General features: G+C 65.9%; 8 protein-coding genes. 5 read left to right on the top strand and 3 right to left on the bottom strand.

Features of this window, described 5'->3' with window-relative positions; all coding sequences use genetic code 11:
- Positions 1-8: 8 nt before the first annotated feature.
- Genes AC07NT_RS09415 through pelG form a run of 4 tightly spaced genes read left to right on the top strand, consistent with a single transcriptional unit; the run spans position 9 to position 5,335 of the window.
- Positions 9-1,397, top strand: coding sequence for a PelD GGDEF domain-containing protein (locus AC07NT_RS09415; protein ID WP_498596718.1), 1,389 nt, complete (start codon positions 9-11; stop codon positions 1,395-1,397).
- Positions 1,394-2,440, top strand: a complete 1,047-nt coding sequence (locus AC07NT_RS09420; protein ID WP_498596717.1) for a tetratricopeptide repeat protein — start codon at positions 1,394-1,396, stop codon at positions 2,438-2,440. The genes AC07NT_RS09415 and AC07NT_RS09420 overlap by 4 nt, the downstream gene beginning before the upstream one ends.
- Positions 2,412-3,974 carry a GT4 family glycosyltransferase PelF gene (gene pelF / locus AC07NT_RS09425; RefSeq protein WP_498596716.1) on the top strand — a complete coding sequence of 521 codons (1,563 nt, stop codon included), beginning with the start codon at positions 2,412-2,414 and terminating at the stop codon, positions 3,972-3,974. The genes AC07NT_RS09420 and pelF overlap by 29 nt, the downstream gene beginning before the upstream one ends.
- Entirely contained in the window at positions 3,962-5,335 is a 1,374-nt protein-coding gene (gene pelG, locus AC07NT_RS09430; RefSeq protein WP_498596715.1) for an exopolysaccharide Pel transporter PelG, read from the top strand. The genes pelF and pelG overlap by 13 nt, the downstream gene beginning before the upstream one ends.
- 87 nt (positions 5,336-5,422) lie before the next feature.
- On the opposite strand, the gene AC07NT_RS09435 is transcribed toward pelG, so the two are convergent.
- Positions 5,423-8,371: a CHAT domain-containing protein gene (locus AC07NT_RS09435; RefSeq protein WP_498596714.1), complete on the bottom strand. Its 2,949-nt coding sequence runs from the start codon at positions 8,369-8,371 to the stop codon at positions 5,423-5,425.
- Positions 8,372-8,603: 232 nt separating this feature from the next.
- Between AC07NT_RS09435 and AC07NT_RS09440 the strand changes: the two genes are divergently transcribed.
- Entirely contained in the window at positions 8,604-9,059 is a 456-nt protein-coding gene (locus AC07NT_RS09440) for a tetratricopeptide repeat protein (RefSeq protein WP_498596713.1), read from the top strand.
- 18 nt (positions 9,060-9,077) lie between these two features.
- On the opposite strand, the gene AC07NT_RS09445 is transcribed toward AC07NT_RS09440, so the two are convergent.
- Complete coding sequence (locus AC07NT_RS09445) at positions 9,078-10,832, bottom strand: methyl-accepting chemotaxis protein (RefSeq protein WP_498596712.1); 1,755 nt, start codon at positions 10,830-10,832, stop codon at positions 9,078-9,080.
- A gap of 165 nt (positions 10,833-10,997) precedes the next feature.
- Positions 10,998-13,418 carry a Lon protease family protein gene (locus tag AC07NT_RS09450; protein WP_498596711.1) on the bottom strand — a complete coding sequence of 807 codons (2,421 nt, stop codon included), beginning with the start codon at positions 13,416-13,418 and terminating at the stop codon, positions 10,998-11,000.
- Between the last annotated feature and the right edge of the window lie 41 nt (positions 13,419-13,459).

The following is a 13,459-nucleotide window of genomic DNA, read 5'->3' on the forward strand; positions in this document are numbered from 1 at the left end:
GCGACACGATGCCCCATCCCCTGCCCCCGACCTCGCTACTGAAGCGCCTGCGCCATCGCATCACGCGGGGACTCCAGTTCATCCCGGAACTGCTGGGCCCGATGGCCCAGTGGATCGAGATCCTGCTGATCCCCGCACTGGCCTGTGCGCTCGCCTGGCTGTTCGCGCCGCAGGATCCGATGCTCACGCGCGCACTCTTCCCCTGGATCTGGTTCGCCCCCACGCTGGTCTCGCTGCGCTACGGCGTCATGCCCGGCCTGGTGGCTTGCGTGCCCCTGATCGTGAGCTGGTTCGTCGCCGACCAGCTCCTGCGCCTGCCCGATGTGTTCGGACTCGAGTATTTCTTTCCTGGTGCCCTGCTGGTGCTGTTGTGCGGCGAATTCAGTGACGTCTGGCGTGACCGCGCTGCGCGCCTGGACGAAGCCAACGTCTACCTGGCCGAACGGCTCTCGCGCATCACGAAGCGCCACCTGCTGCTCAACCTGTCGCACGACCGGCTCGAGCACGAAATGCTCTCGCGCCCCAACTCCCTGCGCGACGCGCTGGTCCGGCTGCGCCTGCTGGCCTCGGCGGCGCCCACTGGCGATCCTGTGGAACAGGCCTGGCCCGGGGCCGGCGAGCTGTTGAACCTGCTGGCGCAGTACGTCAACATCGAGGCGGCCACGCTCTACGAACTTGACACCAGCCACAGCGAACCCCGGCTGGGCCCGAGCATCCGGCATCTGGGTGACCCCGAGCCCCTGCTGGCCGACGACGCGCTGCTGGCGCTTGCGCTGCAGCAGCGCGAACTGGCCCACATCGCAAGCGCGGACACCAGCCTGAACCGCGAAACCCGCCAGCTCGTGGTCGCGCCGCTGCTGGCCGGCAGCGACCAGCTCGTCGGCGTGCTGGCTGTCACCCGCATGCCTTTTGTGGCCCTCAATGTCGAGAACCTGCAGATGCTCTCGGTCATCCTCGGCTACTACGCCGACTGCGTGCGCAGCGGCCCCGCAGTGCACGCAGTGCAGCAGCGCCTGCCCGGCCTGCCAGCGCAGTTTGCCGAGGAATTTGCACGCATGCGCAGCCTGCAAGGCCGCAGCGGCATGGCCAGCCACATCCTCGTCATGCGTTTTGACGGCGAGCTGCGCCGCACCATCGTGACCGAATTCCTGCGCATCAAGCGTGGGCTCGATGTCTACTGGCAGACCGAGGTGGGCAACACCTCGATCATCGCCGTGCTCATGCCCCTGGCCAGCCCGGCCGCCATGGCGGGTTTCATCCAGCGCATCGAACTGTGGCTGGACCAGCGCTTTCAGGGCAGCCTCGAAACACTGGGCGTGCAGTTGCGCCCCATCGATTTCGCCGACGAAGACCCCCTGGGCGCCCTGGTCCAGGCCCTGGGCACACCGTCGCCATGAGCAGCACCACGACCTACCTCCCCTGGGCGGTGCTGCCCGCCAGCGTGGAGCAGCTGTTGGCGCCGCTGGCGGAATCGACCAGCCTGCCTATCCTGGTGAGCCTGCTGTGCCTGCACAGCCTGGTCGGCCTGGTCTCGGCCATCGCCTGCCTGCACTGGATGCCCAAGCATCTGCGCCGGCCGCGCGCGCCCGCGCTGCTGCTGCTCTTCAACTTCGCCTTCATCGCCCCGGTCGTGGGCCCCCTGTGCGTGCTGGTGATCACGCGTATCTCCCTGAAGAAGGCCCGGCAGCAGGCACGCCAGGCCCAGCCCACCTCGGTCGCCCTGCCCGTGTACGACGTGCAGGGGCGTGATGCCGTGCGCAGCAGCCAGGTGGCCATCCGTTCGCGGCTGGGCGCCGAGGTGCCGGGCAATATCCGCATGCAGGCGCTGCTCACGCTGCAGGCCGTGCCCGGGCGTGTGGCCAACCCGATACTTGAAAACCTGCTGGGCGACAGCACGGACGATGTGCGCTTGCTCGCCTTCGGCATGCTCGACAGCGAGGAAAAGCGCATCTCGCAGAACATCCAGCACGAACGCACCCAGCTCGACACCGACCTCAGCCCGGCGCAGCGCTACGACTGTCTGCACCACCTGGCCGAGTTGCATTGGGAACTGGTCTACGCCTGCCTGGCCCAGGGCGAGCTGCGCCGCCACATCCTGCGCCAGGCACATGACTACCTGGAGAGCGCGCTCACCACCGGCATCGAGCCCAGTCCGGGCATGCGCATGTTGCAAGGCCGCATCCTGCTGGCCCAGGAGGATTTTGGTGCGGCCGAAGAAGTCTTCCGCCAGGCCTTATTGCAGGGCCTGCCCGCAAGCTCGGTGTTGCCCTACCTGGCGGAGATTGCCTTCGTCCACCATCGTTACGACGAGGTCCATCGCCATCTCGAAGGACTGGCCGATATCAATACCGCCGCCCGCACCACCGCCGTGGTCAACCTCTGGACCGGGCGCGAAACCGTGAGCAAAATCAGTGACCGCCACCTCCTCCCCCACCTCTGATCCCGGCGCGCGGCGCGCCGCGGAAGTCGACGTCCTGCTGCTGCTGGAAGGCACCTTCCCCTATGTGGCCGGCGGCGTTTCAAGCTGGGTCAACCAGATCATCCGGGGCTTTCCCGAGCTGCGCTTCGGCGCCATCTTTCTCGGCTCGCGCCCCGAAGACTACGGTCCTCTGCGCTACCCGCTGCCCGACAACCTTGTGCACATGGACGTGAGCTACCTCTACGACGTGCGCGAAGCGCCGCCCGTGATGCCGGTGCAGGCCCCGCCCGGCGTCATGCGCGAGGTGGAGCAGATGCACGAGCAGCTCTACAGCGACATCCGCCATCCAGAATGCCTGCGCCAGTTCTCGCACCTCATGGACGAGGCTGCACCCGGCGGCCGGCTGAGCCACGACGTCTTCCTGCACAGCCGTGAGTCCTGGGACTACATCAAGAAGAGCTACCGCCAGCGCAGCTCGGACCCCTCCTTCGTCGACTACTTCTGGACCATCCGCAACATCCACACGCCCTTCTGGCGCATGCGCGAGGTGGCGGAACGCGCGCCCAAGGCGCGCATCTACCACTCCATCTCCACGGGTTATGCGGGCATCCTGGGCCTGCTGTTGAAGCACCGCAACCAGCGCCCCTTCATGCTCAGCGAGCACGGCATCTATGTGAAGGAACGCAAGATCGACCTCTACCAGGCGCAGTGGCTCAAGGACAACCGTAGCGTGTTCGAACAGGACCCTTCGCGCCTGAGCTATTTCCGCCAGCTCTGGATCCGCTTCTTCGAGCACCTGGGTTACCTCACCTACCAGGCGGCCGACGACATCGTCGCGCTGTATGAGGCCAACCGCCAGCGCCAGCTGACCGACGGTGCCCCCGAGGAACGCACCTGCAACGTACCCAACGGCATCGACGTGGCGCGTTTCGCGCCGCTGCGCACGCAGCGCCCCGTGGCCGTGCCGCCCGTGCTCTGCCTGATCGGCCGCGTGGTGCCCATCAAGGACATCAAGACCTTCATCCGCGCCATGCGCGGCGTGGTCAACCGCATGCCCGAAGCCGAAGGCTGGATCGCCGGCCCCGAGGACGAGTCGCCCGAATACGCGCGCGAATGCCACGACCTCGTGGCCCAGCTCGGCCTGGAGGGCAAGGTCAAGTTCCTCGGTTTCCAGAAACTGACCGAGCTGCTGCCCCAGGTGGGCCTGGTGGTGCTGAGCTCCATCAGCGAGGCCCTGCCCCTGGTGATCCTCGAAGGTTATGCCGCGGGCGTGCCCACCGTTTCGACCGACGTGGGCTCCTGCCACCAGCTGGTCTACGGCCTGCCCGGCGCGGACGCGGCCATCGGCGCCTCGGGCCGGGTGGTGCGCATCGCCGACCCCGAAGCCCTGGCCGGCGCCTGTGTCGAACTGCTGAGCGACCCGGCACTCTGGCAACGCACCAGCGAGGCCGCGATCCGTCGCGTCGAGGCCTATTACTCGCAGGACATGATGTTCGGCCGCTACCGCGAGCTCTACGAGAAGAACTTCGAAAAGAGCAGTGCATGGCAGGCATAGGCTTCGAACTGCGCAAGCTGCTCAAGAAGCAGACCTACGGCGGTCTGCTGCAGGCCTACGCCTACGCCGGCATCATCAGCTCCGGCCCCTGGGTGCTGTCCATCGTCGGCATCCTGCTCATCGGTGTATTCAGTCTGAGCGCCATCGACGCGCGGGCCTCGATCAGCCAGTTCCAGGTCACGGTGACCTACCTCTTCCTGATCTCGCTGGTCCTCACCGGCCTGGTCCAGCTCTCCTTCACGCGCTACGTGGCCGACCAGATCTTCGCCAAGAACGACTCGGCCATCATGCCCAACTTCAACGGGCTGATCCTGCTGTCCATGAGTCTGAGCATCGCGCTGGCCCTGCCCGCCGTGGCTTTCCTGTTCCCCGAGCAGAGCGTGCTCTACCGCCTGCTGTTTGTCATGGGCCTGTCGGTCATGACCGCGATCTGGGTCGCCACCGTCTTCCTCACCGGCATGAAGCACTACCGCGCCATCGTGCTCATCTTCTTCCTGGGCTACACCGCCACCATCGTGCTGGCCCTGCTGCTGCGTTACGTGATCGGGCTCGAGGGCCTGCTGCTGGGTTTTGTGGCCGGCCACGTGCTGCTGCTCATGGGCATGGTCGGGCTGATCTACCGCAACTACCACTCCGACCGTTTCATCGCCTTCGACATCTGGAAGCCCGGGGCCATGTACAAGAGCCTCATGGCCTCGGGCCTGTTCTTCAACCTCGGCGCCTGGGTCGACAAGATCATGTTCTGGTATTACCCGGACACGGGCCAGGCCGTGATCGGGCCGTTGCATGCCTCGGTGATCTACGACATCCCGATCTTTCTGGCCTACCTCTCGGTCATCCCCGGCATGGCCGTGTTCCTGGTGCGCATCGAGACCGACTTCGTCGAGTACTACATCAAGTTCTACGATGCCGTACGCGAAGGCGCCACGCTGGACTACATCGAGCGCATGCGCAACCACATGGTCTATTACGTGCGCCGCGGCCTGTTCGACATCGCCAAGATCCAGGCCATCGCCGTGCTCATCACCCTGGTGCTGGGCGAATCCATCCTACGGGCGCTGGGCATCTCCACGCTCTACCTGCAACTGCTCTACATCGACGTCGTCGGCGCGGCCCTGCAGGTGGTCATGCTGGGCATCCTCAACGTGCTGTTCTACCTGGACCAGCGCCGCGCCGTGCTGCTGCTCACGGGCATGCTGCCGGTCTTCAACATCCTTTTCACGGCCATTTCCCTGCAACTCGGCGCGCAGTGGTTCGGCTACGGCTTCGCTTTCGCCATGCTGCTCACGGTGCTGCTGGGCCTGTGGATCCTCAACCGCAAGCTCGAGGCACTCGAATACCAGACCTTCATGCTGCAGTAGTTGTTGGCCTGCGCAAGCAGGCCAAAGAAAGCCCTGCACCCTCCCGTCTTGACGGGCCGGGCGCCGGAAAAGAAGAAGCAAGCCCCGTCATCGGCGCGGTTCACCGACCAGGGCATAGGGTGCCCAGAAAGCTGGATGGCCATACTGTGGCATGGCCATCACCTCCAGCATGGCCTGGCGCAAGTTCTCGGCACGTGAGCTCCGCGGCTCGCGCATGAAGTGTTCGAAGGTGCGCGTGGTCAACTGCCGGGCGCTCTCGCTTTCCACCGCCCAATGCGTGACGAGCAGACTGCGTCCGCCGGCGTACAGAAAACCTCGCGCGAGCCCGCTCAAAGCCTCCTCGGCGCGACCATCCGACGCGGCCGTGTTGCAGGCGCTAAGCACGACCCAGTCGGCGTTCAATTTGAGTCCCAGTACATCCTCCAGCAGCAGCAGCGGTCCCTGCGGGTTGCGCTGCTCACTTCCGTCCGCGGCCAGCGCCAGCGCGGGCTGCGTCAGACCAGGCAGATCACCAGCCTTCAGCCCGTGCGTGGCAAAGACAAGCACCTTCTTCTGCGCCAGCGCGCCGCTGGCATTCGCCTGCAGCACGCTGGCACGCGTGGCACGCGCGCCCAGCAGCAGATCGTGGGTGGCATCCGCCCCCAGGGCGCGCGAAATCTCCAGCAGTTCCTCGCGGGTATCGGGCAGCGCCGGAATGCCGCTGTATGCGGACGGTGATGCCGCTGGCGCTGCAGGAGCAGCGTCGACCTGCGGCGCCTCGACGCGCGCTACGACCAGATTGCGGATCTTCGCGCCCTTGGCCGCCACCCGCACGCTGTCGAACACCGGGTCACCCCAGGCCAGCAGCGCCTGTGCTGGCAACTGCCGCCGGTCGAGCCCGCGCACACTGAGCCACGACGCGACGCTGGGCACCTGGGTCAGACTGACCTCCCGGATCAGCCACGCCGGCTGCCCGTCGCCGCCGCGGCGCCGGTTTTGCAGCACCGCCAGCGGCAGTGCGGCCATGGGCCCCGACGCCGCCACGATCCAGTTGCGACGCGGCGTGAGCTCAGCGGCCAGGGGTTCCACCAGCGCCTGATAGACCTGGTAAGCCAGCGCGTCGTCAAAGGCTTGCACCTGCCCATGGGCATAACTCTCCAGGCCGCGCCGCAGACCGGTCACCCAGGTGCTCAACTGCGCATGAGGCACGGGCGCCCGATGGAACCGGGCGAGCGTGCGCCCCGCCTCCTGACGAACGGCCCAGAGGTTCACGCCCTGGGCATCCGGCATGACCACCAGCAAAGCCTCGTCATCCCCCAGCCGTGCACCGACCTCCTCGATCCGAGGCGGCAAGGGACGGACCAGTTGCTCGTATTCGGGGAAACCGGACCTGATGCGCGCCTGCAACTGGGTTCGCTGTTGCTCCAGCTGCGCCACGCGCTCGCGCATACTGGCCTCGGCGTCGGATGAGAGTAGCTGCGTAGTCCCGCCCTGCGCTTCGAGATACGTCCGCAAGCCCCGAATCTCATGCTTGGCATCCTGTTCCTGCCGCACCAGTTCGGCCAGACCCTGCGTGCCGGCCGCCATGCGCACGGCGGCATCGGCCATTGCTTCCTGTACCGCCCCGGCGCGCAGCCAGTCGGCCAGACCCAGTGCCTCCAGCACCAGGTCCTTATCGGACTGCGCTGCAGCCTCGATGTAGGTCGAGACGATGAGCTGCCTCACGTCCGGACGCATGCCGAACTGGTCCAGGTAATCGGCATTGCGCGAACTGATCAGATCGGCCACAGCTTTTTGCAGCAGTGCCAGCCCCTTGCGCCGGTTCTCGGTCCCGCCCATGTGCCACAGGCAGACGCCCTGCAAGCCCTGGGATTGGGCGACGAAGTAATGCCCTACGCCGTACAGCTGCAGATTTCCGCGAGCGACCCGCTCGAACAAGGGTGCCGCCTGGCTGTAGAGCTGATTGCCCAAGTAGACCCAGCCACGCTCGTAACGCATCAGCACGCGCCTTTGCGCCGCCTCATTGCCCTGGGCCAGGCGGTCCAGTCGCTCGATCTCCGCCAGCGCCTCGCGCCACTTGTTCTGCCCCGCCAGGGCAATCATGAGGTTGTTTCGTCGACTGAGGCGATCGGGGTCGAGCGCGTCCTTGCCCAGTCCCTCCAGGATCGCGTCGGACTTGCGCGCCAGCTGCTCGGACCGTGCGAAATCGCGCTGCGCAAACCTCAATGCGGCGGCGACGTGATAGATGCCTGCGCGGTAAGAGACTGGCAGTGCGGCCTTGGCCGCAAACCCGACATACCCTTGCAAGGTGGCCTCGGCATCCGCGAAACGCCCAGCCGCGCGCTGCGCCTGCGCCTTGCGGGCCCAGGCACCGGCCACATCCTCGGCAAGATGCTGTTGCGTCTTGGGCTGATCACCTGCGACCCGGACGGCGTAAGCCTGTTGGGCGAAGTCCAGCGAGTGTTGCGCCGCGTCGATCGATTTCAGCCAATTGCCCCTTCGCTCTTCCAGCAAGGACAACACATTGTTCAGGCGGTAGCCGCCGCGCAACAGTTCGCGTCGACGCAAGGCCCTGTTTTCCTTGTCCAGGCCTTGCTGCAGCAAGGCAAGCCCCTGGTCCAGAACGGCAACGGCTTGCGAATTGTCGTATGCCAGGAAATAGTCGTAGGCAAGATTGCCCATGTAGAAGGGCTTGTTCAGGTAGCCGGCCCCATCCGCAACTTCCTGGTGCAATGCGATGGCCTGACGGATATCGCGCCCGCGCAGCAGGTTGGCCAAATCATTGCGCACCCAACTCTGCGGAAGCAGGGGCAACGCTTCACGCAAGACACGCTCTTCCTCCACCGCGTCCGACATGCGTCGCGCTGCAAAGCTCTTTTCCCTCACCTGTCGCTCCAGATCACGCCTGCGCTGTCCAGGCACCAGGGGCTCGGCCAGGATCGCGCGCAGGCGTCGCTCATCCTCGGCGGACAGCTTCTGGAAGGATGCCTCGATGGCATCCTCCTGCGCAAAGGCCATTGAAGCCAGCAACAGCCCCATGAGCAGACCAAGCAACATCCGGCCCCAAAGACGAGGCCTGCCGGCTAGATTCATGCGATCCCCCCAATGATTCCTGTGCATGGATTAGAACGCAATCGGCTGGATCCGCAACCCGGGATCATCCCGCGCAGACCAGGCTGCGGTCCGCCAGCAGCGTGCGCCACTGGACTTGCAAAGGCATCCTGTGGCGCCTATGCTTGGAAGCCGCGCGAACTGGCTCGCCGGCGCACTTCCCCACAGGAGCATCACCATGAGGTCACTTGCACTACTCGCCGGTTCACTCGTCCTGTCGGGCGCCCAGCTTTGCTGGGCCGCCGACATCAGCCCGGCCCCGGCGGCCTCCGACGAACTGAAGCCGGCCCGTGCCCTGATCGAGAAGAAGGACTGGCCCGCCGCCGCCGATCTGCTGGCCACCTACACCCGCAGCCACCCAGGCAGCGCCGACGGTTTCAACCTGCTGGGTTACAGCTATCGCCATCTCAAGCGCTACGACGAATCGCTGGCCGCGTACAACAAGGCCCTGACGCTGGACCCGAAGCACCGCGGCGCGCACGAGTACATCGGCGAAGCCTATATCCAGCTTGGACAGCTCGACAAGGCCAAGCAGCACCTGGACGCGTTGAACAGACTCTGCTTCCTGCCCTGCGAGGAATACAGCGATCTGAAAAAATCCTACGAAACCGCGCTGCAAGCGCGCGGCAAGTAAGGTCGGCTCAGCCCGGAGTCAGAAGGTCTCCCAGTCGTCGTCCCCGGCCTTGGCGACCTTCACGACTGCGGGCTTGGGGGCGACCGCCAGCGTAGGCGGCGTGGCCGTAGCGGCCTTGGGTGTCGATGCTCTCTTCATCGCTGCGGGCGTTGGCGCTGCGGCGCGACGAGCCACAGGCGACACGGCGCTGGCGGAGCCCATTTCCTCGCTCCCCAGACGGAATACCGACACCACCTGCGCCAGGCTCTGGGCTTGTTCGCGCATGCTGTTGGCGGCGGCGGCGCTTTCCTCCACCAGGGCCGAGTTCTGCTGCGTCATCTGGTCGAGCTGTGCAACGGCCTGATTCACCTCGGCAATGCCCTGGCTCTGCTCGGCGGCGGCCGTATGTATCTCGGCAATGATGTCGTTGACCCGTTTGACCGAAGTGACGATCTCGCCCATGGTCTGGCCGGCATCGGCCACCAGGCGGGTACCACTCTCCACCTTTTCCACCGAAGCACCGATCAGGGCCTTGATCTCCTTGGCCGCTTCGGCACTGCGGCCCGCCAGGCTGCGCACCTCGCTGGCCACCACGGCAAAACCCCTGCCCTGTTCCCCGGCACGGGCGGCCTCCACAGCCGCGTTGAGCGCAAGGATGTTGGTCTGGAAGGCAATGCCATCGATGGTGCCGATGATGTCGCTGATCTTCTTGCTGCTGGCATTGATGTCGTCCATGGTGCTGACCACCTGCGACACCACCGCCCCACCGCGCCCCGCCACTTCGGCCGCTGAGGACGCGAGCTGGTTGGCCTGTCTGGCGCTGGCCGAGGTCTGTTGCACCGTGCTGGTCAGCTCCTCCATGGACGAAGCGGTCTGCTGCAGGTTGCTGGCGGTCTGCTCAGTGCGATGCGACAGGTCGGCGTTGCCTTGTGCGATCTCGCTGGATGCGGTGGCGATGCTGTCGGTAGCACCGCGTACTTCGGCCACCAGCTTGCGCAGCGAGGCCACCATCTGCCCGAGGCCGTCCATGATGCTGCCCGGCTGAGCCGGCGGCAGGTCCACCGCCAGATTGCCCTTCGCAACTTCGGACATGGCCTCATAGGCCACGCCTGGCTCACCGCCGATCTGGCGGATGACCGAGCGGAACACCACTCCGCCGATGCCCCCGATGATCAGCAGCGCCACCAGCATCTCCACGCCGCCGAGGATGATCTGGCGGCGCACCATGGCATCGAGGTCGTCGGTGTACAGTCCCGAGCCCACCATCCAGTTCCAGCCGTCCACCTTGATAACGTACTGCAGCTTGGGCACGGGCACGGTGGTGCCGGGGCGCGGGAAATTGGTGGGCACGAAGGCCTTGCCGTCACGGCTGTTTTTCATGCCATCCATCAGGGCCACGATGATGTCCACCCCGGAGCCATCCTTGATCTTGCCGATCATGTTCTGGCCGTTCCATTCGCGACGGATCGGGTGCATCACACCCACGCCGTCCAGCGTCCAGACATAAAAATACTCGGTCTTGCCCTCCGGGCCGCCGTAACGCGACAGACCCACGGCTTCAGCCGCCGCCTTCTGCGCCTCGGCCACAGGCATGGCGCCCGAGGCAGCCAGGGCCTGATAGCCAGCCACGATGCCGTGGGCTGCCTGGACCGCGGTGATCAATTGCTGTTTGCGAGCTTCGGTGGTCTGCGTGCGCGATTGCAAGGTGGTCACCACGGTCAGCGCAGCAACGGCAATGAGGGCAACGGCCACCAGCAGGGCGATCTTCAACTTGAAACTGAGCCGATTCAGCATAGGAAACCTTTGAAACGCCCGCTGACGGCCATCATGCGCGGCCACGGACACCGGCTCCCTGTGATCTTCTGATGCCGGAACGATACACGAATTGCCGGAATAATACCAATACCGGTATACGTAGATGAGTATTTCAGTACACCATGTACCTTGCCTTGCAAGGCGTTACTTGAGCGTGCGCGGGCGACGCTCGGGCTTGGTGCCCGAGGCCTGGCAGGCCTTGCGATAATCCTGCAGTGTCTTCTGCGCACGGCCCAGCACCGTGCCGGCCGGATACGCGCCGGCCTCCAGCGCGCCGAAGGGCTGGCCGGTCAGCAGCTCCATGCCTTCGCCGGCCGAATCCGCCGTCCAGATGTGAAAGCGCCCCTGCTCGACAGCTTCGAGCACCCGCGGCTCCAGCATCAGATGGCGCCGATTGCGCTGCGGGATCAGCACCCCCTGGTCGCCGCTCAGGCCCAGGCGTTCGCAGCTGCGGAAGTAGCCCTCGATCTTCTCGTTGATGCCGCCCACCGGCAACATCTCACCGTGCTGATTGACTGCCCCGGTCACGGCGATGCCCTGCCGCAGCGGCAGGCCACTCAGGGATGAAAGCAGTGCATAGAACTCGGCGCAGGAGGCCGAATCGCCCTCCACCCCGCTGTACTCCTGCTCGAACACCACCGCGGCGTTGAGCGCCAGCGGTGCGATATGGGAAAACAGCGCTGCCAGGTAGCTGTTGAGGATGAGCACCCCCTTGTCGTGGATAGGCCCGGAAAGCTCCACCTCGCGCTCGATGTTGAGCAGCCCTTCGTCGCCCGCGTGGGTGCGGGCCGTCACGCGCACCGGGAAACCGAAGCGGTAGTCACCCAGGTCCACCACGGTCAGGCCGTTGACCTGTGCCACCTTCTCGCCGTCCACGTCGAGCAGGCGTTCGCCGTCGCTGATGGTCTCCTGCAGGCGCTGCTCGGGGTAGTCATGGCGGTGGGTGCGCGCCTGCCGTGCCGCCCGCACGTCTGCGGCATCCACCAGCGCCGCGCCGCGCGCGCGCGCCATGGCGGCGGCCTCCAGCAGCAGCGCCTCGCTGTGCGCGAAGATGGCGCTCTGGCGGGCCTGGTCCTCGGCCTCGCGGTGGGCCTCCTCCAGCAGCACAGCCACCGCAGCGGCGCTGAAATGCGGCAGGCCCAGCTTGCGACAGGTATGGGCCACGAAGATGGCGGTGGCGCGTCGCGTCGCATCGCTGGCCGTGAAGCTCTCGGCGAAATCCACCTTGCAGCGGAAACGCCGCGCGAACTCGGGGTCACCCTCCTGCAAGGCGTAGTACTCCTCGACCGAACCCACCAGGATGATCTTCACGTCCACGTCCACCGGCTCGGGCTGCAGCGACACGGCGGCAATCGGCGCGTACAGCATGCCGGGCTCTTCGATCTGCAGGCGGGCGCTGCGCAGGAAACGGCGCAGCTTTTCCCACACCGGCTCATCGGCCAGCAGGTCGCGCAGGTGCAGCATGAGGAAGCCGCCATGCGCGCGCAGCAGGCTGCCCGCGCGGATGCGCGAGTAGTCCGTCACCAGCACGTCGTTTTCGTTCTGGTACTCAATGCTGCCGAACAGGGTGCGAAACAGCGGGTTGTCCTCTACGATCACCGGTGCGCCCTCGCGGCCCTGGTTGTCCACCACCAGGTTCACGCGGTAGCGCGCCAGCACTTCGGCCAGGGCAAGCTGGCGCACCTCGTCCTCCTCGTCCACGGGCTGGAACAGCTCCAGGTTCTCCAGCACATCGTGCGCCACCTGGTCCAGGTAGCTCCCCAGCTTGACCGTGTCCTTGATCTGCTTGCGCAGCTCGCTGCGGATCTCCTGCAACTCATGCTCCAGCAGCGGCTTGATGACCTGGCGACGCAGTGCGGCCAGGCCCTCGTTCTTCACGCGCTCCAGCGCGCGCGTCTTCTCCAGGTAACGGGTGATCTCGCCGCGCAGCTCCTCTTCCAGCCGGTCCGCCTCGGCACGTTTTTCCTTGGGCAGGGCCAGCAGCTTGCCCTCGGTCATGGGCTCACCCTTGTCGTCGCGCAGGGTCAGCACCAGGTGGCCCTCGTCACGGATGATGGCGAAGCTGCGCGCCTCCGCGTACGCGTCCAGCTCGGCGTAGACGCGCATGTCCTCGGCCTTGTAGGTCTTCTGCAGGTGTGCGCTTTCGGCGCGGAAGTCCTCACCATCCAGACGCTTGGGGATTTCGGCCTGCAGGGTCTTGAGCAGCTGCTGCATCAGGCTGCGCAGCTGGCGCCCCTGGCCCGGTGGCATGCGCAGCGCGCGCGGATGCTCGGGCGCATCGAAGTTGTGCAGGTAGCACAGATCCGGCGGCACCGGCCGGCCGGCAGCCACCTCGCGCATCATCTGCGTCAGCAACGTGCTGCGCCCGCTGCCCACCTCACCCAGCACGAAGAGGTTGTAGTCCGGCGCGTCCATCTGCAGGCCGAAACGCGCAGCCTGCTCGGCCCTTTCCTGGCCTATCCAGGGCAGTGGCAGGCCCAGGAGCTCGGACGTGTCGGCAAAACCCAGGGCGTCGGCATCAACGGCCAGACGCAACTCGGCGGGCGGAATTTTGATGACAGGCATGCGCGGATTTTGCGCCGCTTTGCCTGTCTGTTCATGACCTG

It is taken from the genome of Hylemonella sp. GW821-FHT10B10, assembly GCF_059415585.1.